Consider the following 22595-nt stretch of genomic DNA (forward strand, 5'->3'; position numbering starts at 1 on the left):
GTCAGACCTTCTCGACGCGGACCGCGTGCGCCATGTGATGGGGGAGTTCGACCTGCTCGTGCCCGGGGATCACGATCATCACCCCGCCGTGGTCGTTGGCCTCGACGGTGACCCGCGCATTCGGCACCACGCCGGCATCCTTGAGTCGGCCGATGAGCTCGGTGTCGCCCTGCACGTGTTCGGTGAGCTGGCGGACCACCACGGCGACCGGCAACCCGACCGGGAGTTCGGTGAGCCGGACCAGGCTGACGTCGTCGAAGCCGGCCGCGCCGACGCCGAGGTCCGAGAGGCCCGGGATGGGGTTGCCGAACGGCGAGGTGGTGGGGTTGTCGAGCACCTGCACCAGGCGCCGCTCCACGTCCTCGCTCATGACGTGTTCCCAGCGGCATGCCTCGGCGTGGACTTCCTCCCACGGCAACCCGATCACATCGACGAGCAACCGTTCGGCCAGCCGGTGCTTGCGCATGACGGCGACCGCAAGGGCGCGACCCTTGTCGGTCAGTTCCAAGTGGCGGTCGCCGGCTACATGCAGCAGGCCATCGCGTTCCATGCGTGACACCGTCTGGCTGACCGTCGGACCGCTTTGGTCGAGCCGTTCGGCGATGCGGGCACGCAACGGCACCACGCCCTCTTCTTCCAGGTCGTAGATCGTCCGCAGGTACATCTCGGTGGTATCGACCAGATCGTTCATGCGCGCCTTCCCAGCCCCAACGTCACCGCACAGTCTACCGTTTCCGGCTCTTGAACTGCGGCGCAACATCGGGGCGTCGGGCACCTCACAAAAGGTGGGAAAACCCCAGGCTATGGGGTCTGGAACAGCCTGGCCAGGCCCCGGAAACACCCGGATGTGCGATGTGCCCCGCCGGAAACCGACGGGGCACATCTTCGAGGGAGGTCTAGCTGGCGTAGGAGCGGAGGCGGTCGGCACGCTCGCCGTTGCGGAGCTTGGACATCACTTCACGCTCGATCTGGCGGACCCGCTCGCGGGACAGGCCGAAGAGCTTGCCGATCTGATCCAGGGTGCGGGGCTGCCCGTCGTCGAGTCCGAACCGCAGCCGGATCACCTGCTGCTCGCGCTCGTCGAGCGTGGCCAGCACGTGGCGAATGTCGGTGTGCAGCAGTTCGGAGATGACGGCGTTCTCGGCAGACATCGCGTTCTCGTCTTCGATGAAGTCGCCCAGTGGGGCTTCCTCGTCGGTGCCGACCGGCATGTCCAGGCTCACCGGGTCACGGCTGTGCTCCAGCAGGTCGTTGATCTTCTCGACCGGGATGCCGGACTCCTCGGCCAGTTCCTCGTCGGTGGCCTCCCGGCCGAGGTTCTGGTGCATCTCACGCTTGATCCGGGCCAGCTTGTTGACCTGCTCGACCAGGTGGACCGGGAGTCGGATGGTGCGGCTCTGGTCCGCCATCCCGCGGGTGATGGCCTGGCGAATCCACCACGTGGCGTACGTGGAGAACTTGAAGCCCTTGGAGTAATCGAACTTCTCCATTGCGCGGATCAGGCCCAGGTTGCCTTCCTGGATCAGGTCCAGCAGCGGCATGCCGCGTCCCGTGTAGCGCTTGGCCAGCGACACCACCAGGCGGAGGTTGGCCTCCAACAGATGCCGACGCGCTGCCTCACCGTCGCGGACCACGGCGGCCAGATCGCGTTTACGGTTCTCGCCCAGACGCTTCTTGGTGTTCAGCACGTGCTGGGCGTACAAGCCCGCCTCGATGCGCTTTGCGAGCTCTACCTCATCGGCGGCGTTGAGCAACGCCGTTTTGCCGATGCCGTTCAGATACACGCGCACGAGGTCGGCGGCAGGGCTCTGGGCGTCCAGATCACTGTCGACGCGGCTTGTGGTGGCATTTGCCATGACGGCCTCCTGATCAGCTCGAACTGTCATGATCTACAACGTCGTAGACCCCATGAGAGTTCCCGTTGATCTTCGGATTCATACCCGTTGAGCTGCGGTTTTTCCGGACCGACCTGAGAATGTCCTGAGAATGGCTAAAGAGGCCGCTCAGCTGGGCTCATCGCCGTCGGGCCGCGCTGCGTCCGGTTGCGGTGGCATAAACGGGTCCTTCTGTAACGCCGGCCGCTCCGCGGTGGGGAACAGTGGGATCCGCTCGCCGCGGCCGGCATAACGCCGTGGCTCCTCGGCGCTACGGGGGGGACGATCGTTGGCGATCAGCACCGCCATCCAGGGCAGCGGTATCGACACCGCGAGGATCGCGAGCGAGATGAGCCCGTTCTGCCAGATGTTGTAGGCGACCGCGGCGAGGATGAGCGCCGGGATGCGGAAGGCCATCAGCGTCAGGTACTTCCGGACGCGCTGGCGGTGCTGCACTTCGTAGGCGGGTGCGGCTTTGGTGATCAGAACCGGGCGGGCTTCCTTGCCGAAATCGTCGCCGAAATCGTCGTCGAAACTCAGCTCGTGGCTTTGTTTCATGCCTCTACTGTTCCACACCTGGACCGAGTGGTGGCATGCGGATTTCCCTACGCCCCGCAGCCAGGCACAATAAAACTATGCAGACCCAGACGATCGAGCGCCCGGACACCGACGAACGCGTCGACGACGGGACCGACGATGACACCCCGAAGTTTTTCCACTACGTCAAGAAGAACAAGATCGCCGAAAGCGCGGTCATGGGCACGCATGTGGTCGCGCTGTGCGGCGAGGTGTTCCCGGTGACGAAGTCGGCCAAGCCCGGCTCTCCGGTGTGCCCGGATTGCAAGAAGATCTACGAATCGCTCAAGAAGTAGGTGGCGGTAGCGGCGGCTCAGCCGGCGCGGGCGCAGGTGTTTCTGCCGGTGTCTGAGCGCCGCCGTTGAGGGCTTTGTCCTCCAGCCATCCCCGCAGTCTCCTGGCGTGCGTGTCCGACGCCGGCCACTCCTCTTGTACTGCCGCGTTCAATTCGGCGCCGAGCATGATGGCAAAGCCCAGGAAGAACGCGAACAGCAGAAACGCGATCGGTGTGGCGAGTGCGCCGTAGGTATAGCCCGTGCTCGTGATCCAGGTCAGGTAGATCCTCAGCCCGAATGTGGCGACCAGGAATACCACGGTGGCCAGGACGGCGCCGAGCACCAGGCGGTGCGTCGGAATCGGAGCCGGCAGCGAGACCCGGTACAGCACAGTCACGCCTACCAGCACCGCGAGGAACAACGCCGGGTAATAGCCGTACCGCAGCACGTTGTCCCAGCTTTCGGGGATGTGCTCGGAGATCGCCCGCGGCCCCAGGGCCAGGAGCGGCGCCACCCCGATGGCAGAGACCAGCATGATCACGTACAGGCCCAACGCGTAGAAGCGTTGCCGTACCGGATGCCGCAATGGTGTCTGATCGTGGGCCTCCACGATGGAGTCCACGAAGGCCGATACCGCCGACGACCCGGCCCACAGCGAGATCACGAACCCGACCGACACCACCTCGCCCCGGGCGCCCCTGACGATGTCGCGGATCGTCGGTTCGATGATCTCGTTGACGACGTTGGGGGAGAAGAAGCTGTTCGCCGCGTTGATCAGCTGATCCTGGATCGTCGGCAGCGTGTCCGGGCCGAACAGCGGTGCGATGTAGGCCAGGCTGCCGAGCATCCCCAGTAGCAGGGGAGGCAGTGACAACGCGCACCAGAACGCCGCCTGCGCCGACTCCGAGAAGATGGAATCGTCCCAGCTCTTCGACAGTGTGCGTCGAGAGATGTGCCAGATGTGGTGGCGTGATGGTGGTACTGGAAGTGGCTGGCCAGTCATGACCAGTCAAGCATTACTGACGAAACCTGCTCGTGCCCAGGCGGGTGTCGTCCGGGGGGCGTGTCAGCCGAGATCAGGCGTCGACCGGGTCGACGTGGATCACTGCTGCGAGTTCGATCAGCTTGGCTTCGTGCTCGTTGGCGTGGTGCTGGCAGAACAGCAGCTCGGCGCCTGAAGGCAACTTAGCGCGCACGCGCGCGGCCGCACCGCAACGATCGCAGCGGTCGGCTCTCGTTAGCTCCGGGCTTGTCAGAGTTGCGTTCATGGCTCCTCCGTCTTCTGCTCTGCGCATCTCGGCAAAGGCGCCTCGATTGCGTATGTCTACTCTGTCAGACGTTTTGGATTCCGGCCTTGTTCCCCAGGGGTTCACCGGTGTGTCGTGTCTCACTTGGCCGCCGTGTTGCTGGCCAGGCAGGCTGGCGGTATGCATCCATCGCCGAGTGTCCTGCTTCACTTGTGTAGTGCCGAGGAATGGCAGGCGGCCCAGCGTCGTGGCGAACATCGCCCGGACTCCCTGAGCGTCCAGGGCTTCGTCCACCTTTCAGCTCCTGAGCAGGTGCACCTGCCGGCGAATCGACTCTACTCAGGTCGGGGCGATCTGGTGCTGCTGCACATCGACCCGGCGATGTTGACGGATCCGCTGCGGTGGGAGCCGGGGGTTCCGACGGACCCCGACGCGATGCTGTTCCCGCATCTGTACGGCCCGCTGCCGGTGGACGCTGTGACGACCACCACGACCTATGTGCCCGACGCCGAGGGACGGTTCGCGCCGTTGGCCGGCGACACGCCGTCGTCGTAGAGCGCAGCTGTCCGGGGCGTGAGGTCGTGGTGGGGCCGGCGCCGGCCCACCACGCTCAGTTGGTGTGGACCGGCGTCACCGGAATCCGGCCCGCGCTGGCACCACCGTCGACGGTCAGATCCGCGCCGGTGATGTATGACGACGCATCCGAGGCGAGGAAGGCGACGACGTCGGCGACCTCTTCGGGAGTGCCGACACGGGTCAGCGGCGCACCGGGATGGCCGCCGAGGCCGCGTTCCACCTCGAGGTGGGCGATCATCGGGGTGTCGATCATGCCGGGATAGACGGTGTTGACCCGAATGCCCAACGGGCCCAGCTCGATTGCCGCGACCTTGGACATACCGCGCAAACCCCACTTGGAGGCACCGTACGCCGTGTAACCGGCCAGCCCCTGCACACCCGCCTGCGACGAGATGTTGACGATCGATCCGCCGCCGGCGGCCTTCATCGGTTCGGCGACGGCCTGCATGCCCAGGAAGGCGCCGATGAGATTGACCCGCAACATCTGCTCGAATCCTGCGGTGTCCTGCTCGGCCAGTGGCACCACCTTGCAGATGGCGGCGTTGTTGACCAGCACGTCGACCCGACCGAACTCGCTGATCGCGGTGTCGACGGTGGTGCGCCAGTCATTTTCGTTGCCGACATCGTGGCGGACGAAGCGGGCGGCGGCGCCGATGGACTCGGCGACCCGCTGACCCTCCTCGACGAGGAGATCGGTCAGCACCACCTTGGCACCCAGCGCGGCGAACAACCGCGCCTCGGCTTCACCCTGCCCGCGGGCGGCCCCGGTGACGATTGCGACCTTGCCGGACAGGTCGACGCCGGCCATCAGTCGTTGTCCTGGTCGATGCCGGTCAGCATGAGTTCGGATACGCGGCGGGGGAATTCGGTGAACTTCGCCATCGGAATGATGCTGCGCGGCAGGATGACGTGGCGGCGGTTGTTTTCGATGGCGTCGGCGATAGCCTCGGAAACCACCACCGGGTCCAACTGGTCGCGCGGAATCATCCGCCACCGTATCGATCGCTCGATGGTGCGCCGCGCCGGGCCGAATGCGCGGATGTGGTCGATCATGTCGGTTTTGACCTCGCCGACCTGCACGAGCGTGGTGCCGACCGGCTTGCCCCGCAACTCGCCGCGGATACCTGCGGTGAAGTGGCTCAGCCCGGCCTTCGACGTGCCGTACAGGGTCAGTCCCGGCCCCTGGGAGATGGCGCCCATCGAGGACACGTTGACGATGTGGCCACGCCCACGCCCGACCATGCGAGGTATGGCCTGGCGGCAGAGGTCCATCGGCGCGGCCAGGTTGACCTGCAGGAGGTTACGAATCTGCTCGGGGCTGACCTGGTGGAACCGGCCGACGTGGTCGATACCAGCGTTGTTGATCACGATGTCCACCGGGCCGTCGGCCTCGACCCGGTCAAGCAGTGCCTCGACGGCGGCCGGATCACCCAGGTCGGTCGGGTAGGCCGTGCCGCCGATCTCCTTGGCGAGCAGGTTGAGCGACTCGGCGTCACGCGCCACCACGGCGACGTCGACGCCGCGCGCGGCAAACACCTCGGCGATGCTCTTGCCCAGGCCGCGGCTCGCGCCGGTGACCAGAGCGCGGGAGTTCCTCAGCTTCATGGGTTGCCTTTCAGTGGATTTGAGGTGTGGTCTTGTTGTTCAGTTCGGGTCGTTCAGGGCGTCGCGGACGACGGCGCACACGTCTTCGGTGGCCTCGGCCGCGGCGGGAAGATGGTCGGCGAGGTTGAAGAACCCATGGAAGCCGCGCTCGTAACGCCGGACGCTCACTTTCGCCCCGCTGGCGGCAAGCATGCGGGCATACTCCTCGCCCTCTTCGCACAGCGGATCCAGGGCTCCGGTCAACACGTGCGCATCCGGAAGTCCGGTCGTATCACCGAGAATCGGCGATGCCGACACCTCGGCCTGGGCGCCGCTGGCGCCGAGATACTGCGAGGTGAACCACTGCATGTGCTCAGCCGTCAGCACCCCGCTCTTGGTGTGCGGGCTGGACAGCGACGACTTGCGACGCTGATCCACAACCGGGTAGATCAGCACCTGGAATGCGATGGCCGGGCCATCGCGGTCCCGGGCTGTCATCGCGACCACGGCAGCCAGATTGCCGCCCGCGCTGTCGCCTGCGATCACGAGCCGGGCGGGGTCACCGCCGAGCTCGGCGGCATGGGAAGCCACCCATTCGGTTGCCGCCCAGGCGTCTTCGACCGCGGCAGGATAAGGATGCTCGGGAGCCAGCCGGTAGTCGACCGAAACCACGATTGCGCCGATGCCGTTGGCGAGCCTGCGGCAACACGAGTCGTGTGAGTCGAGATCACACAGCACGAATCCGCCGCCGTGGAAGTAGACGAGGACGGGCAGGCCGGCGTCAGGGTTGGTGCCGGAGTCCGCGGGGTCCAGCGGATGGTAGATCCGCACCGGAATGTCGCCGGCGTGCCCGGGGATGGCACGGTCTTCGACGTGGCCCACCTGCATGGGCCAGGCCGGACGGCGGCTGGCCTTGAGCCTGGCCCGCACCTCCGCAGCCGCCGCGATGGGATCACTGCCGCCTTCGAGAATGGGGGCGAACGCGTCGCCCATCCGGCCGGCGACCTCACGCTTCATGGTGTCGTCTTGGATACCTGAGTCGCTCACTTGGAACCCCCGGTCAGTTCGCCGCGCAGCACCTTGCCGGTGGCGTTGCGGGGCAGCTTGTTCAGGAACTCGACGTCCCGCGGAATCTTGTACCGGGCCAGGTTTGCCCGTACGTAGTCCTTGATCTCATCGGCGCCCAGGGTGGCCCCGTCGGTCAGCACCACGTACGCGTTGAGCCGTTGACCGAAATCTTCGTCACTGACCCCGATCACCGCCACCTCGTCGACCTCGGGATGGCTGGTGATCAGGTTCTCGACCTCCAGCGGGTAGACGTTCTCGCCACCGCAGATCACCATGTCGTCATCACGGCCGTCGATGTAGAGTCGGCCCGTGTCGTCGAAGTGGCCGACGTCGCCGCTGCTCTGCAGCCCATCGATCGACTCTTTGGTGCGGCCGTCGGTGTAGCCGGCGAAGCTCACGTCGCTGCCGGCGAAAACCCGTCCGATCACACCCGGTTCGGTGATCTCATGGCCCGCCGAGTCGTACAGGCGGACCGCGCATCCGACGGGGGCCCGGCCCGCGGTGCGCGGATCGTGCTTCAGATCTTCGGGCATCGCCACGGTCATGACCGCGAGTTCGGTTGAGCCGTAGAGGTTGTAGAGCACCGGGCCGAACTCGGCGAGGGTGCGCTTGACGAGGTCGGGTGGCATGGCCGAGCCCGAGACGAAGATGATCTTCAGCGACGACGTGTCGTAGCTGTCGCGAACATCCTTGGGCAGAGCCAGGATTCGCTGCAGCATCGTGGGTACCACCACGAGTACGTCACAGTGGTGGTTCTGGACCGCGCGCAGCGTCTCTTCCGGGTTGAACTTGCGGCGCAGCACCAGGCGGTTGCCCAGCGCCAGCGACAGCACCGCCTGGCCGAGCCCGGTCCCGTGGAACATCGGTGCGGCGAGCATGCAGGTCTGGCCGCGGCGGCGCGGCACCCGGTCCAGCAGCTGAGCGGAGAACAGGGGAGAGGTCTTGCCGCGCGGGGCGCCCTTCGGCGTGCCGGTGGTGCCGCTGGTCAGCAGCGTCATGCCGCCCGGCTTGGCGGGTGCGGCCACCGGGGCCGGCGAGGTAGCGGCGATCAGACCCTCCAGTGAACCCTCGACATCGGCTGTCGAGCGCTCGTCGGTCCAGGCCAGGAAGCGGCGCACGCCCGGATCGATGGCGCTGACGAGGTCGGTGAACTCCTCGTCGTGGATCAGCACGTCGACCTTTTCGCGGGCCGCGACGTCGGCGAACTGTGGCTTGGCGAATCCGGTGTTCATCAGCAGCAGCTGTGCCCCGACCTTGCCTGTCGCGGCCAGGACGGTGACCAGGCCGCGGTGGTCCCGGCACAGCGCCGCGATGACCGAGCCTGCACCGATACCGCGTGAATTCCACGCCCGGGCAAGGGCATTGACCCGGTCGTTGAGTTGCGCGAACGTCACGTCGCCCCATTCGTCGGTGATGGCGATGGCGTTGGGATCGCGGGTGGCGGCGCTTTCGATGACGGCGGCGAAGCCGCCGAACTGGCGGACCAGCTTTGCCTGCCGGATCCCGTCGCCCGCTCCACCGGACAGGCCGGACTCACGCAGCACGGCGATGCTGCGGGCGATCACACGGAACCGGTTGGCCCTGGCGGCGAGGCTGGATGTGCGCGGATTAGCTCGCTTCATGCCGCAAACGGTAGGTCGCACCGGGTCGGCAGCGGGTCCCGAAGTCTCGCTGGGCGGGACAGCTTGTCTACTCGGACACACGATTGGATAAGAGTGATGGCAGCCACAGAAAGAGCCGTATCGGCGGTGAGGACAAGCGAGGTTGAGAATGCGGCGTTTGAAGGGCGAGGACAACAGCTTCCTGGCATGGGAAAGCTCCGTCCAACCGCAGCACACGATGAAGGCTGTCGTGCTCGACCCGAGTCGGATGAGCGAACCACTCACGTTCGAGCGAGTCAAAACCGCTGTGCAGGGCTGGGTCGATCAGATCGAACCGCTGCAGTGGCAGTTGCTGTCGCCGCGGGTGGGGTTCGGCCGGCCGTGGTGGGTGTCGCGGCCGCAGATCGACATCGAGCACCACGTCCAGCGGACCACTGCACCCGCTCCCGGCGGTGACGAGGAACTCGCCGCGACCATCGGCGAGATCTTCGAGGTGGCGCTCGACCGCGACCGGCCGGCCTGGCAGCTGTGGTACGTCGAGGGCCTCAAAGACGGCCGCATCGCCCTGGTGCTCAAGATTCACCACGCCGTCGCCGACGGCACCGCATCGCTGCGGCTGCTGGAAACCCTGTACAGCACCGATCCGGCGACCCCGCTCCCGCAGCCGGGGCGGACACCACTGCGGAACGAACAACGACCGGCACCGTGGGTCTGGTGGCCGCTGGTGCTGCGTCATCAGATCGCGGCACTGGCCCGTTTCCCCGGCATCATCGCCCGCACCGCGGCCGTCACCGGGGTGATCCGCCGCCGGCAGAAGGCCGGAAAGCCCGGTTACGCCGAAGCTTTCGCCGCACCGGCCATGCCGTTCAACGAACCGTTCTCGGCCAGCCGCCGATTCGCCTACCGGCGCTGCGACGTCACGGAGATCAAGCGGGTGTCGAAGGCTTTCGGCGTCACCATCAACGATGTCTTCCTGACCATCTGCGGCGGAGCCCTGCGGGACTACCTGGCTGAGAGCGGGCAGGCCAACGACGAGAGCTTGACCGCCGTCGTGCCCGTCTCGATGCGCCCGACCGACACCGAGGCCGAGTGGGGCAACAAGGTGGCGCGATGGAACGTCGACCTCGCCACCCACATCGCGGACCCCGTGGAGCGACTCAACGCGGTCGCATCGGCGACCCGGGCCGCACGCGAGGTGCAGGCCGAGCGGGACGCCTGGCTGCAGCATGACTGGATGGAGTACTGGCCGTTGTTCTGGTTGTACTCGCGAGTGCTGCCGATCCTCGGGGCCAAGATGAAGCGCCGCCCGATGTTCAGCCTGATCGCGTCAAACATGCGCGGCCCGCAGGAAACGCTGTACTGGGGCGGTGCGCCGATCGAGCAGCTGATCTCGTCCGGGCCGATCGTGTTCCCGATGGGGCTGAACTTCACCGGGTGGAGCTACCGCGACGAGATGGCGATCTGCGTGCTCACCTGTCGTGATCAGGTGTCGGACCCGTACGGTATCGCCGACCGGGTGCCGCAGGTCCTGGCCGAGTTGTCGGCGCGGGCGGACTCAGCTGCGAGAGGGATCCCGGAGGTGAATGCCGGCTCAGCCGGCGGCGACGCACCGGATCGTCAGGCGGTATCCGGCTAGGACGTCGAGCCAGAGGCGGGCCACCGGGTCCGTGGCGTCGAGCGCGTGGCGATTGCCGCTGCTCAACAGTTGGTCGGCGGCGTTGCGCGCGCGGGTCACGGCCTGGCGCAGTGCGGTCACCGCGCCGTCGGCGTCGGCGCTCAGCGCCACGGTGAGTTGCAGACGTGCGGCGTCGATGTCGGATGCCGCCCTGGCCACCAGCACCGCCGAGGCGGTCAGTTCGGTGGTGTCCTCGCTGCCGTATGAGGTGGCCAGCCGCCGGCGGACCTGCCCGACGTGCGCCTGCCACACACCGGACGCGGCGCCGACGACGACGGCGGCCTGTCCAGCGCCGGCAAGGACCCGGTAGGGCGGTGGCGCATCATCGAATTCACCGGTGTCCCAAGAATTGTCATCGGATGGCGAAAACACGGAGCCCTCGTCGACAACCACGTCGGACACCGTGACGTCGCCGATACCGGCCGCGTCCACGCCGCGCCGGTCACCGTCGCCGTCCACCTGCACCACGCCGCGACGGAGCAGGACATACCGAACGGAACCCTCGTCGAGGGCACTCAGCAGCAGCCAGTCCGCGACGTGGGCACCGGTCACCGATTCCCAGCGGCCGGTCAGCCGAAACTGCCCGGCCTCGGCGGTCAACCGTCCCGACGGTTCCGCACCGGTGGTCACCAACGCACCGGCATCGGCGCTCCACACCCGTTGGGCGGCACCGTCGCCGAGGCCGGCCACGGCGTAGGCCGCGGTGTTGACGGCCGCGGCGAACCACCCCGCCGACCCGTCACGCTCGGCGAGGTCGGCCACCGCCGCGACGTATTCGGCCGGCGACACCGCGCGTCCGCCGTATCGGACCGGCTGCAGCAACCGACCCGATTCCGAATCACGCACGACGGCAATCGATTCAACGGTCGAGACGGTGGGATCGACGCCGGGTGCACCGGGCGGCTCGGCCATATGACCTCCTGGGAGGGGCGACGAATGGTATTCACGATGGTGACACACCGGACGGGCTGGATAGGGCGGCGACGATGACGCAGAATGTGCGCGGCGCGGTGCGCCAGGCACTGCCGGCGATCGCCGCGGCGGCAGCCGATGTCGACCGCACCGGGGCCGTCGACCCCGCAGTGATCACCGGCCTGCATGATGCGGGTTTCTTTGCGATGCTGCGGCCCAAGGCGTTCGGGGGGATCGAAGCCGACCCGGCCGAGTACCTGGCGGTCACCCGTGACCTGTCCGCAGCGTGTACCTCCACGGGGTGGCTGGCCGGTTGGTTGGGTGTCAACACCTGGCATCTCTCGCTGTTCGATCACCGTGCCCAGCGCGATGTGTGGGGCCGGGATCCACGGACCTTGCTTTGTGAGTCGTATGCCCCGACCGGTCGGCTCGAACGCGTGGGTGACGCATTCCGGTTGTCGGGCCGGTGGAGCAGGTGCACCGGCATCCTGCATTCGTCGTGGCTGATGGCCGCCGCGGTGCTGGTCGGTGAGGACGGTGCGGCCCAGGATTTCCTGGTGGCACTGGTACCGCGGGAGAACTACGACGTGGAATCGACGTGGAACAGCGTGGGATTGCGCGGTATCGGCGCGCACGACGTCGTCGTCTCGGGTGCGGTCGTGCCGCGGTACCGCACGTTCGGCTGGGTCAGCGGTGAGCAGCTCAGCACACTGGCTCCGCTGTACCGGTTGCCGCAACCAACCATGTACACCCACACGGGCACGGTTCCACTGCTCGGCGCCGCCGAGAACATTCTCGCCGCGTTGCGGCCCCAGGCCGGTTCGTCGGTCGATCCGGTGGCCATGGCGTGCAGTGACCTCGAACTGTCGGTCGCCCAGATCGAACGCAACCTCGGCGATCTCATGGATTGTGTGCGTGCCGACCGAGCCCCGGACAGCGACCTGGTGCTGCGATCACGCCGGGACCAGGTGCTGGCCTCCGAACGTGCCGTCGCGGCGATCCGGACATTCATCGCGCACTCGGCTGGCCGCGATGCCGGGGACCCGCTGGTGGAACGGGTGTGGCGCGACGTCCAGACCGCGCAAACCCATGTCGCGAGCAATGTGGAGCAGGTGCTGGCACTGGTCGGTCGGCACTCGTTCGGCATGGAGGTCGACGAGATCCTCTGGTAGGCGGGCGTCTTCAGACCCACGCGTCGGAGGTCAGCGTCCGCAGCACGCGCGACAACAGGTTGTCGGTGGCCTGCGCCTGGGACGGGGCCGCCGACGCGGCATCCCGGCCGGCGCCGAGTTGCTGCGAGACGTGCCGGGCCGCACGGATCACGAACGGTGCGGTCCGCTGCAGGCGGTGCAACGGCACCGCACCGGTCAGGGACAGGCCCGCCACCTCGCCGTCGGCCGAGCGAAGCGGGGCCGCCACGCTGGTCAGTCCGATCGCCAGCTCCTCGTTGTCGTACGCCAGTCCGTGCCGCGAGCGGATCCGGGCCAGTTCCCGGTGCAGGGTTTCCAGATCGCCGATGGTGGACCGGGTGGACCGGGTCAGCCGCGGCCCCAGGACGGCGTCCACCTCCTCGGCGGGAAGCTGGGCCAGCATGGTCTTTCCCAGGGCGCTGGCGTGCGCGGGCGTGTGCCCGGCGACGCGGGTGGGCACCACAGCACTGTTGCGACCGGCCACCTTGTCGAGGTAGACGACGTCGCCGCCGAAGAGCACCCCGAGGTGCACCACCAGTCCAGTGTCGGCATGCAGGCGGGACAGGGTCGGTGAGGCCGCGCTGCGCAACTGCGAGTGGTCGACCATCCCGGTCACCGGCAGCGGGGAGGCGGCCAGCGCATAGCCGTCGGGCCGGTGCTGTAGGAGCCCCGCGCTGTGCAACTGTTTGAGAATCCGGTGCACGGAGGAGCGGGGCAACCCCGTGCGGCCGGCGATCTGATCCAGCCGCAGGTGCCTGCCGGGTTCATCGAAGGAGTTGAGGATCAGCGCGACACGATCCACCATGGACACGGCCGTGTCACCCTGTTCGGGGCGTGGTCGTGATGTTGCGTTGCTGGTGGATGCCGGCACTGCGCCCCCTGGGAGACGTCGAACACTGAGGCCCCCACAATCTCACTCAGCGAGATCCTGACGCAAGCGTGAAGGTGCGGTACCTCACCATGGTGGTCACACGCGATACGCGCGACAAGGGAGTTTTGGATGCGTGGTGTTGAAATGACCAGGGATGTTCTGGACGGCATCAACGAAAATGCCGATCGGATACAGGCACTCGGACCCGCCAATGAGAAACTCGGCCGGCTCGACAGTCGGGCGGTCGAGGCGCTGCGCGAGTCCGGGGTGATGCACATGCTGCAGCCCGAGGAGTTCGGCGGAATCGAGACCCATCCGGGTGACTTCGCCGAGGCCGTGCTCGAGATCGCCCGGCTGGACGGGGCGGCAGGCTGGGTCGCCGGTTCTGTCGGTGTGCCGCCGTGGGCATTGGCCTCGGCCCACCGGCGCCTGCGCGACGAGGTGTGGGAGGCCGATTCCGACGTCTGGATCGCCTCGGCGCACGCGCCGGCCGGCGTGCTCCTGCCCGTGGACGGCGGCTACCGGCTCTCCGGTGAGTGGCGATCGGTCGCGGCCATCGACCATTGCGAGTGGGTTGTCGTCGGCGCCCGTGTGGTCGGTATGGGCGACGTCGACGGACTCGGGTATTCGCTTGTGCCGCGGGAAGATCTGCGCATCGACGACGAATCCTGGAATGCCATCGGATTGATCGGCACCGGAAGTAAGAACATCACGATTTATGACGTGTTCGTCCCCGCGCATCGGCTGCTCAACCACAACAGCATCGTCGACGGTACTGCGGCAGGGCATGCGGGTCTGCGCAATCCCATCTACCACATTCCGCTCAGTACCATTGCGCCGCTGGGAATCACGGCTGCGGTGATCGGCATGGCCGAGGGCGCACTGGCCCACCATCTCGAGGCGGCCGGCACGGCCGGCCCGGTCGAAGAACACGCGGCCGCCGAGATCAGGGCGTCGCGACTGGTGCTGCTCGACACACTCACGACGTCCTTCAACCGGGTGCTGGACGGGCCGATCGACACGGGGATGCGGGCACGTGCACGCCGCGACCAGATCGCCGCGGCCCGCCGGGCGGTGCGGGCGATCGATGAGATCGTCTGTCACTCAAACGTTGACGCCCTGCGCCGCGGCAACCCGATGCAGCGGTTGTGGCGGGACGCCCACGTCGGTCTGGCAACGGTGGTCACCGAGTCAAAGGTGGTTTCGCCGTGACCGAACGGCACGGCGAAAAATGGTGGGCGGCGCGAAAGATCAGCGCCGCTCACCATTTTCGTTGCTCGTGATCAGTTGCTCGTGATCAGGCGTGGGTACCGCCGTCGATGCGGATCTCAGTGCCGCTGATGAACGCGCCGTCGTCGGACACCAGCATCGCGATCACGCCGGCGACCGCAGACGGGTCACCCATCCCCGCTCCGCCGGACTCCAGGGTGGTCGGCATGATCGGTGACAGTTTCGCGAACAACGACCAATCGCTGTCGGCGGGAACGAGTCCGGGCGTTGAGTCGGTGATCCCGGATTTGATGCTTCCCGGCGCCACACTGACCGCCCGCAGACCCTGCTTGCCGTACTCCAGGGCGAGGGCATGGGTCATCGCCTGGATGCCACCCTTGCTGGCCGCGTAGGCCGCCATGTAGGGATGGGCGAACGCCGCCGAGGTCGAACTGAAGTTCACGATGACACTCTGTGGATTCGCCAGCAGCGCCGGAAGCGCCTCGCGGATCACCAGGAATGTCCCGGTGAGATTGACGCCGATGATCTGGTTCCAGGCCGCCAGGCTCATCTCGTGGGTGTGCACCGCGCGCAGCATGCCCGCGGCGTTGACCACCGAGTCGAGGCCGCCCAGCGTCTCGACTGCGGTGCGCACACCGTCGACCACCGATGCCTCGTCGGCGATGTCCATCGTCAGCACCGTGAGCCTGTCAGCGGTGCCGGCCTGCTGCGCACTCTGCCGGGTGGCGTCCAGCCCATCGGCGGAGATGTCGGCACTCACCACTTCGGCGCCCTCGTCGAGCAGTCGCAGCGCGGTGGCCTGTCCGATGCCGGATCCGGCGCCGGTCACCAGGATCCGGCGGCCCTCAAGTCGATTCATGACGATCACTGTCCCATCACGTATTTCACGGTCGGACCGGCGGTCCAGCCGCCGTCGACGGCGATCTCGGCGCCGGTGACATAGGAGGAGGCGTCGGACAACAGGTAACCGATCGCGCCGGAGATCTCGTCGGCCTCACCGACGCGGCCCATCGGGGTGTTGGGGTAGTTGCCCTCGCCCGGTGTGATGCCGACCTGCGCGGTCATCGGCGTATATGTCATGCCCGGATGCACCGAATTCACCCGGATGCGGTCGGGTCCCAGTTCGACGGCGGCGATCTTGCTCAACCCGCGCACGCCCCACTTGGAAGCGCCGTAGCCGGCCGTCAGCGCCAGGCCCATCAGGCCGGCCGCCGAGGAGATGTTGACGATGGAACCCCCGCCCGCGGCGCGCATCGGGGCGATGACCGCCTGCAGGCCGTTGAAGACCCCGACCAGGTTCACCTCGAGCACCGTGCGGAAATGGTCGAGCGGCTCGTGCTCGATGAACTGGCCGGTCGAGATGCCCGCGTTGTTCACCAGGCCGTTGAGTTTGCCGAACTCCGCCAGGGTGAGCTCGACAGCGGACTGCCACTGCGCCGCGTCGGTCACGTCGAGGTGGACATAGCACGCGTTGCTGCCCAGCTCGGCCGCCAGCGCGGCGCCGTCGTCATCGAGCACGTCCGAAATCACCACCTTGCCGCCGCGTGCGACGACGTGCCGAGCGAACGACGCGCCGAGGCCACGGGCGCCGCCGGTCACGATCGCTACGACATCCGACAAGCTGTCCGAATCTGCTTGCATCCCAACAATTTCCTTTCAGGGTAAACCTGGGCTGGAATCAGTGTGTCGATCCTGGCCGCAGCACCGCCGGTGTATGAACGCAACGATATTCGTCGCGGTGACGGCATGGCGGAAAGTCTCATTCAGCGGGAATGGGTGGGGCAGTGCTGCGACGATGCTGGGACTGCCTCGTACCGGTGAGTGAGACAACGGCTGTCAGCTGCGCTCGCCGGTTCGTAACGTGACGCACCGAACATTGAAGCGAAAGGCATCGATAGTGACAGCGCAGCCAGCTCCGTCGGATACCGCCGAAAAAAACACCACCGCGGTGGATGTCGTCGTGGTGGGAGCCGGTTTCGCCGGGCTGTACGCACTGCATCGCCTTCGCGGGCAGGGCCTTTCGGTCCGGGTATTCGAGGCCGCTGACGGCGTGGGCGGTGTCTGGTATTGGAACCGCTATCCGGGCGCCCGGTGCGACGTCGAAAGCGTCGACTACTCCTACTCGTTCGACAAGGACCTCGAACAGGAGTGGAACTGGACCGAGAAGTACGCCACCCAACCCGAGATCCTGGCGTACCTCAACCACGTGGCCGACCGGTTCGACCTGCGGCGTGACATCTCGTTCGAGACCCGGGTGACCGACATGGTGCTCGACGAGAAGACGATGCGCTGGGAGGTTCGCACCGACCGGGGCGACGTGGTCTTCGCACGCTTCTGCATCCTGGCGGTCGGGCCGCTGTCGAATGCGAACATCCCGGCGATCGAGGGCCTTGATTCGTTCGCGGGCGACGTCTACCACACCGCGCACTGGCCGCACGAAGGCGTTGATTTCACCGGCAAGCGGGTCGGCGTGATCGGCACCGGATCTTCCGGCATCCAGGCGATCCCGCACATCGCCAAGCAGGCCGAAGAGCTCTTCGTCTTCCAGCGCACCCCGAACTACAGCGTGCCGGCCGGCAACATTCCGCTCGACGATGAAACGCGCGCCGCCCAGAAGGCCGGGTATGTCGAGCGGCGCAGGCTCTCGATGCTCAGCGGGGGCGGCTCACCGCATCAGCCTCACCCCGAGTCCGCCCTGGACGTCTCCGCCGACGAACTGCGGCAGACTTACGAGCGGCGCTGGGAACTGGGCGGGGTGTTGTTCTCCAAAGCCTTCCCGGACCAGTTGGTCACCATGGAGGCCAACGACACCGCCCGGCTGTTCTGGGAACAGAAGGTGCAGGCGGTGATCGACGATCCGGCGGTGGCCGACGTGCTGATCCCGAAGGATCATCCGATCGGCGCAAAGCGAATCTGCACCGACGACAACTACTTCCAGACCTTCAACCGGAACAACGTCTCGTTGGTGAATCTGCGGGCGACGCCGATCGAGCGGATCGACGCGTCGGGTATCGACACCACCGATGCGCATTACGACGTGGATGCGTTGGTGCTGGCCACCGGATTCGACGCCATGACCGGTTCGGTTCAGAAGCTCAACGTGGTGGGCCGGGGCGGTCGAACCCTGAACGAGGCGTGGGCAGAAGGGCCCGCGACCTACCTCGGTCTCGGTGTCCCGGGCTTCCCGAACCTTTTCAACATCGCCGGTCCGGGCGCCCCCTCGGTGCTGGCCAACATGGTGCTGCATTCGGAGCTGCACCTGAACTGGGTGGCCGATGCGATCGCCTACCTCGACGCCCAGGGAGCTCCGGCGATCGAGGCCCGCGAGGACGCCGCAGCCGAGTGGGTGGCCGAATGCACTCGACGTGCTGCCGGAACGCTCATGCCGCAGGCCAATTCGTGGTACCTCGGGGCGAACATCCCGGGCAAGCCGCGGGTGTTCATGCCGTTCGTCGGCGGCTTCGGCGTGTACGGCGAGATCATCGCCGACGTCGCGGCAGCGGGCTACAAGGGCTTCGACATCCACCAAGATCTGACCGCCTAGCGGTCCCTGCGGGGGCCGGCTGCTTCGGGCGCCGGCCTCCGACACAGGGGTCGGTCAGCCGTCACGGTCCAGCGCCGCTCGGATGTCGGCGCACACCTCCCGCCTGGCGGTACCGGCCAGGGTCAGCGCCGGCATGGTCATGAACCCGTGGATGGCGCCGGGGTAACTCCGGTGCACCACCGGAACACCCTGGGCCGCAAGCACTTCGGCGTAGTCTTCGCCTTCGGAGTGCAGCGGGTCGAAACCCGCGGCGATCACCACCGCGGCCGGCAGCCCCGACAGATCCGCCCGCAGCGGCGATGCATGGGGGTGGCTGCGGTCGCCCGCATCCGGCACGTACTGGTCCCAGTACCACGCCATGGCGGCGCGGGTGTTGTAGTACCCCGCCTCGAACCGGCGGTAGGACTCGGTGTCGAAGTCCGCGGCGATCACCGGATACAACAGTGCCTGGCACGCGATGTCCGGACCACCGCGATCGCGAGCGAGGATCGCGGTGACGGCGGCGAGATTTCCGCCCGCGCTGTCGCCCGCGACGACAATCTGAGACGCGTCGGCGCCGAGTTCACCGGCCGTACGAGCGACCCAGCACAATGCGGCGTACACGTCGTCGGCCGCGGCAGGCCACCGCGCTTCGGGTGCCAGCCGGTAGTCGACGGACACCACCACCGCACCGATGCCGTTGCACAGGTCCCGGCACAGATCGTCGTGGGTGTCGAGGTCGCAGAACACGAATCCACCGCCGTGGGCGAACAGCACCACGGGTGCCGGGGCACCGGAAGGCGTTTCCGGCCAGTAGATCCGGACGGGAACATCGCCCTCGGGCCCCGGTATCGTCCGCTCCTCGACCGCGCCGATCGGCTGCGGACGGTCCGATGCTCGATACCGGGACCGCACGGCGGCCCTGGCCTCGGCGCCGCTCATCGTCTCGACGGCAGGGAAACCGGTATTCAGTACGGGCAGCAGTTCTGCGATTTCCGGATCGACTTTCATCTCCGCCTGTTCGTCGAGTTGTCCGTGCACGGCAACGGGACCTTTGGCTCACCAAACCACGCCGGCGCCGGCCCTGGTCCGGGTGTTCCGCGCAGCGGGACTCACGGGATCCGGCTCTCGGCCAGCACGATTGAGGCTGGTCTTGTACCGCTGAGCGGGACTGCGGGCCCCGGTCGCACCGCGAGTGTGGACCATCACATGGCCTGGCCCAGTGAGGCGATCGACACACCGGAGACGGCGCTCGGCGAAATCCACAGTCGGGGAGTCGCATTCGGCCGGGCAACCTGAGCCGCCGCCACGGCGTGCTCGACAACCTAATAGATGGAGAGGAAATGGACCGACATAGCAAGTTCGACAACGGCTCCGTACCCGCTGTACGTCGTCGTTCGAGAACGGCATGGAGAGGCCTTGGCATCCTGCTGACTGCCTTCGGCTTCTTCGTGATGTCTGTGCTGCCCGCATGGGCGGCTGAGAACATGCGGGTCACTTTCGTGCGGCACGGTCAGTCCGCGGGCAACACATCGGGGAACATCGACACCTCGACGCCCGGTCCGTCGCTCACCCCGCTGGGGCAGGAGCAGGCCCAGGCAGTGGTCGACAAGCTGGGGGACAACAACTACGACGCCATCTACGCGTCGCAGATGATCCGTACCCAGCAGACCGCCGAACCGATGTCGGCCTATCTGGGTCTGCCGATACAGGTGCTCCCCGGCCTGCAGGAGATCGAGGCAGGCGACTACGAGGGCACGCCCGAGAGCGGTGCGCTCGACGGTTATCTCAAGGCCCCGATCGCCTGGGCGTTCGCCGGTCAGCTCGGGGCGCGTATCCCGGGTTCGATCGACGGCAATGAGTTCGACAGTCGCGTCGAGGGCGCGTTGAAGACGATGTACGACAAGGGCGACCGCAACGTCATCGTGTTCTCGCACGGCGGCACCATGATGTTCTGGACCATGATGAACGCCAAGAACCTCACGCTGGCGGAGAAGGGCATGCTGCTGAGCCAGCACGCGCTGGGCAACACCGACTACGTGGTGATCGAGGGCAATCCCGAGGACGGCTGGGTACTAACGGACTGGAACGGCCAGCGGTTCAGCCCTGAGCCGACATTCGGGCACGAGGTCGGGCTTCAGATGCGGACGCTGACCCGGCAGCTCGAAGCGGCCATGAAGCAGGTCACGGATTCCTTTGCCACCGGTGACGTGATCAAGGTTGCGACGGCGATCAACCGCAGTGTCGCCGATGCGGCGTCCTCGGTGACCAAGTTCAACCGCGCGATCAATGACGAGGTCATCAAGCGTGTCGACAAGTTCATCGGCGAGGCCCGCAATCCGGATCCCGGTCCGGCGTCGGAGCTCACGGACAAGGTGTCCGACATGGGCAAGGTGTCCGACTCCAAGAGCATTGTCCCGAACTTCGATTCGGCCAAGGACATGCTCAAGTCGCTGGCTGCTCCGGTGGCCGACCCGAAGGATGCCTCGGATTCGGAGGGTTCCGATCGCACCAGCGTGGCCCGGAAGGTGACCTCCGCGCTACGGGGCAACGGTGCCACCGACCTGACCGCTGGCAACTTGGTCAGGCCTGGAAAGGCGTTCGCCGACGTCAAGCGCACTCGCGAGCAGGTTCGTACCGCGGTTTCCGATGTCACCGACGAGCTCAGGTCCACGGTGAAGTCCTCGGTCGCCGGCATCAACGACGCCACCAAGAAGATGTCCGAGAGTGTCGGCGCGCCAAGCGCTTCGCGTGCCGCCGCCGGCTCCGACAAGGCATCGTCCGACTCTGACAGCAAGTAAGAAATCGGCCCCCTCCGCCAGGCGGAGGGGGCCGATCTCGTTGTCTGTCTCGGCTACGCGAGAGGACTAGTCCAGGTAGTCGCGCAGCACCTGGGAGCGGCTGGGGTGGCGCAGCTTGCTCATGGTCTTGGACTCGATCTGACGGATGCGCTCACGCGTGACGCCGTAGACCTGGCCGATCTCGTCGAGCGTACGGGGCTGGCCGTCGGTGAGGCCGAACCGCAGCCGGACGACGCCGGCCTCGCGCTCGGACAGCGTCTCCAGCACGGACTGCAGCTGATCCTGCAGCAACGTGAAGGACACGGCGTCGACGGCCACCACGGCCTCGGAGTCCTCGATAAAATCACCGAGCTGGCTGTCGCCCTCGTCGCCGATGGTCTGGTCCAGCGAGATGGGTTCACGCGCGTACTGCTGGATCTCCAGCACCTTCTCCGGCGTGATGTCCATTTCCTTGGCCAGCTCTTCGGGCGTGGGCTCGCGGCCCAGGTCCTGTAGCAGCTCACGCTGGATACGGCCCAGCTTGTTGATCACCTCGACCATGTGCACCGGGATACGGATGGTGCGGGCCTGGTCGGCCATGGCGCGGGTGATGGCCTGACGGATCCACCAGGTGGCGTACGTCGAGAACTTGTAGCCCTTGGTGTAGTCGAACTTCTCGACCGCGCGGATCAGGCCCAGGTTGCCTTCCTGGATCAGGTCCAGGAACGCCATGCCGCGGCCGGTGTAGCGCTTGGCCAGCGACACGACCAGACGCAGGTTGGCTTCCAGCAGATGGTTTTTCGCACGGTCGCCGTCACGGCAGATCCACTGGAAGTCGCGTCGCACCTGAGTGGTGAGCTTTTCGCCCTTCTCGGCGAACTCGGCCATCTTCTGGGTGGCGAACAGCCCGGCCTCGATGCGCTTGGCGAGCTCGACTTCTTCCTCGGCGTTGAGGAGGGCAACCTTGCCGATCTGCTTGAGGTAGGCGCGGACCGAGTCGGCCGAGGCCGTCAGCTCGGCGTCTTTGCGTGCCTGCCGCAGTGCCTCGGACTCTTCCTCGTCCCAGACGAAGTCGCCGGAGGCCTTGTCCTTCTCGGACGGCTCGGGATGCTCTTCTTGTGCCTTGGCCGCCTTGCCCGTAGCCGGTGCGGCGGGCTTGGCGTCCTTGTCTTCCTCGTCCTCGTCGTCGCCGGACTCCTCGACGTCATCGTCGGTGCCGAGCTCATCGTCGAGCTCGAGGTCGGTGTCTTCGACGTCGAGCTCCTCGCCCGGACCTGCCTCCAGGTCGTCGGTGGTCTCCACATCGTCGTTGACGTCCTCGGGCTTGCCCGCCGCGGCCTTCGTGGCCTTCTTCGCGGGCGCCTTCTTGGCAGGGGCGCGCTTGGTGGCGGCGCCGCCCTCGGCCTTGGCCGCGGTGCTCTTGACTGCCCGCTTGGCCGGGGCCTTCTTGGCGGGAGTCTTGGTAGCGGTGCGCTTCACCGGCTCTTCGGTCGCCGGGCTTGCTTTTGTCGCTGCCACGTACACCCTTTCGGTCTCACGTAATTCTCGGTGGATATGGGCATACTCCACCGAAAGTGTCTGCTATCGAATGTTGGCGTTCTTATCGGCTGGGA

At 66.7% G+C, this 22595-nt stretch carries 22 protein-coding genes; 7 read left to right on the forward strand and 15 right to left on the reverse strand.

Translation table 11 applies throughout. The annotated features are described in order from the left end of the window. Window position 1: 1 nt before the first annotated feature. From HBE63_RS08190 to HBE63_RS08200, 3 genes are all read right to left on the reverse strand, one after another. The gene (locus HBE63_RS08190; protein ID WP_166904310.1) at window positions 2-691 is read right to left on the reverse strand and encodes a metal-dependent transcriptional regulator; all 690 of its coding nucleotides are present in this window, start codon (window positions 689-691) and stop codon (window positions 2-4) included. Window positions 692-896: 205 nt separating this feature from the next. Next, a complete protein-coding gene (locus HBE63_RS08195; protein ID WP_166904311.1) occupies window positions 897-1856 on the reverse strand; it encodes a sigma-70 family RNA polymerase sigma factor in 960 nt (319 codons plus the stop codon). A 147-nt stretch (window positions 1857-2003) separates the two neighbouring features. Then, window positions 2004-2432, reverse strand: coding sequence for a DUF3099 domain-containing protein (locus HBE63_RS08200; protein ID WP_166904312.1), 429 nt, complete (start codon window positions 2430-2432; stop codon window positions 2004-2006). Window positions 2433-2509: 77 nt separating this feature from the next. Here HBE63_RS08200 and HBE63_RS08205 point away from each other — a divergent pair, with 77 nt between their 5' ends. Next, a complete protein-coding gene (locus HBE63_RS08205; protein WP_044517849.1) occupies window positions 2510-2746 on the forward strand; it encodes a DUF3039 domain-containing protein in 237 nt (78 codons plus the stop codon). Here the strand turns inward: HBE63_RS08205 and HBE63_RS08210 are convergent. Continuing rightward, window positions 2736-3728 (reverse strand): YihY/virulence factor BrkB family protein, encoded by a 993-nt coding sequence (locus HBE63_RS08210; protein ID WP_166904313.1) that lies wholly within the window; start codon window positions 3726-3728, stop codon window positions 2736-2738. The two genes, HBE63_RS08205 and HBE63_RS08210, sit on opposite strands and share 11 nt — an antisense overlap. Window positions 3729-3801: 73 nt before the next feature. Beyond that, a complete protein-coding gene (locus tag HBE63_RS08215; protein ID WP_166904314.1) occupies window positions 3802-3993 on the reverse strand; it encodes a hypothetical protein in 192 nt (63 codons plus the stop codon). Window positions 3994-4152: 159 nt separating this feature from the next. On the opposite strand from HBE63_RS08215, the gene HBE63_RS08220 reads away from it, so the two are divergent. Continuing rightward, a complete protein-coding gene (locus HBE63_RS08220; protein ID WP_166904315.1) occupies window positions 4153-4527 on the forward strand; it encodes a DUF952 domain-containing protein in 375 nt (124 codons plus the stop codon). 55 nt (window positions 4528-4582) lie between these two features. Here the strand turns inward: HBE63_RS08220 and HBE63_RS08225 are convergent, their stop codons facing one another. Genes HBE63_RS08225 through HBE63_RS08240 form a run of 4 tightly spaced genes read right to left on the reverse strand, consistent with a single transcriptional unit; the run spans window position 4583 to window position 8822 of the window. Further along, a complete protein-coding gene (locus HBE63_RS08225) occupies window positions 4583-5356 on the reverse strand; it encodes a glucose 1-dehydrogenase (RefSeq protein WP_166904316.1) in 774 nt (257 codons plus the stop codon). Beyond that, on the reverse strand, window positions 5356-6153 hold the full coding sequence (locus HBE63_RS08230) for an SDR family oxidoreductase (protein ID WP_166904317.1): 798 nt from the start codon (window positions 6151-6153) through the stop codon (window positions 5356-5358). Before HBE63_RS08230 ends, HBE63_RS08225 begins: the two co-directional genes overlap by 1 nt. Window positions 6154-6192: 39 nt before the next feature. Further along, complete coding sequence (locus tag HBE63_RS08235; RefSeq protein ID WP_243858558.1) at window positions 6193-7179, reverse strand: alpha/beta hydrolase; 987 nt, start codon at window positions 7177-7179, stop codon at window positions 6193-6195. Beyond that, the gene (locus tag HBE63_RS08240) at window positions 7176-8822 is read right to left on the reverse strand and encodes an AMP-binding protein (protein WP_166904318.1); all 1647 of its coding nucleotides are present in this window, start codon (window positions 8820-8822) and stop codon (window positions 7176-7178) included. Before HBE63_RS08240 ends, HBE63_RS08235 begins: the two co-directional genes overlap by 4 nt. Before the next feature lie 148 nt (window positions 8823-8970). Between HBE63_RS08240 and HBE63_RS08245 the strand changes: the two genes are divergently transcribed. After that, a complete protein-coding gene (locus tag HBE63_RS08245; protein ID WP_243858559.1) occupies window positions 8971-10437 on the forward strand; it encodes a wax ester/triacylglycerol synthase family O-acyltransferase in 1467 nt (488 codons plus the stop codon). Here HBE63_RS08245 and HBE63_RS08250 read toward each other — a convergent pair. Then, complete coding sequence (locus HBE63_RS08250) at window positions 10393-11388, reverse strand: hypothetical protein (protein WP_166904319.1); 996 nt, start codon at window positions 11386-11388, stop codon at window positions 10393-10395. The genes HBE63_RS08245 and HBE63_RS08250 overlap by 45 nt on opposite strands. Before the next feature lie 74 nt (window positions 11389-11462). On the opposite strand from HBE63_RS08250, the gene HBE63_RS08255 reads away from it, so the two are divergent. Further along, window positions 11463-12560, forward strand: a complete 1098-nt coding sequence (locus tag HBE63_RS08255) for an acyl-CoA dehydrogenase family protein (protein ID WP_166904320.1) — start codon at window positions 11463-11465, stop codon at window positions 12558-12560. Window positions 12561-12570: 10 nt separating this feature from the next. Here the strand turns inward: HBE63_RS08255 and HBE63_RS08260 are convergent, their stop codons facing one another. Then, window positions 12571-13383, reverse strand: a complete 813-nt coding sequence (locus HBE63_RS08260) for an IclR family transcriptional regulator (protein WP_166909537.1) — start codon at window positions 13381-13383, stop codon at window positions 12571-12573. A gap of 210 nt (window positions 13384-13593) precedes the next feature. On the opposite strand from HBE63_RS08260, the gene HBE63_RS08265 reads away from it, so the two are divergent. Then, on the forward strand, window positions 13594-14661 hold the full coding sequence (locus HBE63_RS08265; RefSeq protein WP_166904321.1) for a hydroxylase: 1068 nt from the start codon (window positions 13594-13596) through the stop codon (window positions 14659-14661). A gap of 85 nt (window positions 14662-14746) precedes the next feature. On the opposite strand, the gene HBE63_RS08270 is transcribed toward HBE63_RS08265, so the two are convergent. Next, on the reverse strand, window positions 14747-15538 hold the full coding sequence (locus HBE63_RS08270) for an SDR family NAD(P)-dependent oxidoreductase (protein WP_166904322.1): 792 nt from the start codon (window positions 15536-15538) through the stop codon (window positions 14747-14749). 5 nt (window positions 15539-15543) lie between these two features. Beyond that, the gene (locus tag HBE63_RS08275; RefSeq protein WP_166904323.1) at window positions 15544-16320 is read right to left on the reverse strand and encodes an SDR family oxidoreductase; all 777 of its coding nucleotides are present in this window, start codon (window positions 16318-16320) and stop codon (window positions 15544-15546) included. 256 nt (window positions 16321-16576) lie between these two features. Between HBE63_RS08275 and HBE63_RS08280 the strand changes: the two genes are divergently transcribed. Then, a complete protein-coding gene (locus HBE63_RS08280) occupies window positions 16577-18223 on the forward strand; it encodes an NAD(P)/FAD-dependent oxidoreductase (RefSeq protein WP_243858561.1) in 1647 nt (548 codons plus the stop codon). A 54-nt stretch (window positions 18224-18277) separates the two neighbouring features. Here HBE63_RS08280 and HBE63_RS08285 read toward each other — a convergent pair whose 3' ends face one another. Then, window positions 18278-19213 carry an alpha/beta hydrolase gene (locus HBE63_RS08285; protein WP_166909541.1) on the reverse strand — a complete coding sequence of 312 codons (936 nt, stop codon included), beginning with the start codon at window positions 19211-19213 and terminating at the stop codon, window positions 18278-18280. A gap of 332 nt (window positions 19214-19545) precedes the next feature. Between HBE63_RS08285 and HBE63_RS08290 the strand changes: the two genes are divergently transcribed. Next, the gene (locus HBE63_RS08290; RefSeq protein ID WP_243858562.1) at window positions 19546-21003 is read left to right on the forward strand and encodes a histidine phosphatase family protein; all 1458 of its coding nucleotides are present in this window, start codon (window positions 19546-19548) and stop codon (window positions 21001-21003) included. A gap of 66 nt (window positions 21004-21069) precedes the next feature. Here HBE63_RS08290 and HBE63_RS08295 read toward each other — a convergent pair whose 3' ends face one another. Next, the gene (locus tag HBE63_RS08295) at window positions 21070-22500 is read right to left on the reverse strand and encodes an RNA polymerase sigma factor (protein WP_166904324.1); all 1431 of its coding nucleotides are present in this window, start codon (window positions 22498-22500) and stop codon (window positions 21070-21072) included. Window positions 22501-22595 lie beyond the last annotated feature (95 nt).

The sequence above is a fragment of the Mycobacterium sp. DL440 genome (assembly GCF_011745145.1).
In the GTDB taxonomy this organism is placed as follows: domain Bacteria; phylum Actinomycetota; class Actinomycetes; order Mycobacteriales; family Mycobacteriaceae; genus Mycobacterium.

Excerpts from the sequence above, each read along its gene's own strand:
- HBE63_RS08255 (WP_166904320.1), top strand. The coding sequence starts at position 11,463 with ATGACGCAGAATGTGCGCGGCGCGGTGCGCCAGGCACTGCCGGCGATC.
- HBE63_RS08230 (WP_166904317.1), bottom strand. The coding sequence starts at position 6,153 with ATGAAGCTGAGGAACTCCCGCGCTCTGGTCACCGGCGCGAGCCGCGGC.
- HBE63_RS08225 (WP_166904316.1), bottom strand. The coding sequence starts at position 5,356 with ATGGCCGGCGTCGACCTGTCCGGCAAGGTCGCAATCGTCACCGGGGCC.
- HBE63_RS08270 (WP_166904322.1), bottom strand. The coding sequence starts at position 15,538 with ATGAATCGACTTGAGGGCCGCCGGATCCTGGTGACCGGCGCCGGATCC.
- HBE63_RS08215 (WP_166904314.1), bottom strand. The coding sequence starts at position 3,993 with ATGAACGCAACTCTGACAAGCCCGGAGCTAACGAGAGCCGACCGCTGC.
- HBE63_RS08220 (WP_166904315.1), top strand. The coding sequence starts at position 4,153 with ATGCATCCATCGCCGAGTGTCCTGCTTCACTTGTGTAGTGCCGAGGAA.
- HBE63_RS08210 (WP_166904313.1), bottom strand. The coding sequence starts at position 3,728 with ATGACTGGCCAGCCACTTCCAGTACCACCATCACGCCACCACATCTGG.
- HBE63_RS08265 (WP_166904321.1), top strand. The coding sequence starts at position 13,594 with ATGACCAGGGATGTTCTGGACGGCATCAACGAAAATGCCGATCGGATA.
- HBE63_RS08275 (WP_166904323.1), bottom strand. The coding sequence starts at position 16,320 with ATGCAAGCAGATTCGGACAGCTTGTCGGATGTCGTAGCGATCGTGACC.
- HBE63_RS08285 (WP_166909541.1), bottom strand. The coding sequence starts at position 19,213 with ATGAAAGTCGATCCGGAAATCGCAGAACTGCTGCCCGTACTGAATACC.
- HBE63_RS08260 (WP_166909537.1), bottom strand. The coding sequence starts at position 13,383 with ATGGTGGATCGTGTCGCGCTGATCCTCAACTCCTTCGATGAACCCGGC.
- HBE63_RS08240 (WP_166904318.1), bottom strand. The coding sequence starts at position 8,822 with ATGAAGCGAGCTAATCCGCGCACATCCAGCCTCGCCGCCAGGGCCAAC.
- HBE63_RS08245 (WP_243858559.1), top strand. The coding sequence starts at position 8,971 with ATGCGGCGTTTGAAGGGCGAGGACAACAGCTTCCTGGCATGGGAAAGC.
- HBE63_RS08190 (WP_166904310.1), bottom strand. The coding sequence starts at position 691 with ATGAACGATCTGGTCGATACCACCGAGATGTACCTGCGGACGATCTAC.
- HBE63_RS08205 (WP_044517849.1), top strand. The coding sequence starts at position 2,510 with ATGCAGACCCAGACGATCGAGCGCCCGGACACCGACGAACGCGTCGAC.
- HBE63_RS08200 (WP_166904312.1), bottom strand. The coding sequence starts at position 2,432 with ATGAAACAAAGCCACGAGCTGAGTTTCGACGACGATTTCGGCGACGAT.
- HBE63_RS08250 (WP_166904319.1), bottom strand. The coding sequence starts at position 11,388 with ATGGCCGAGCCGCCCGGTGCACCCGGCGTCGATCCCACCGTCTCGACC.
- HBE63_RS08290 (WP_243858562.1), top strand. The coding sequence starts at position 19,546 with ATGGACCGACATAGCAAGTTCGACAACGGCTCCGTACCCGCTGTACGT.
- HBE63_RS08195 (WP_166904311.1), bottom strand. The coding sequence starts at position 1,856 with ATGGCAAATGCCACCACAAGCCGCGTCGACAGTGATCTGGACGCCCAG.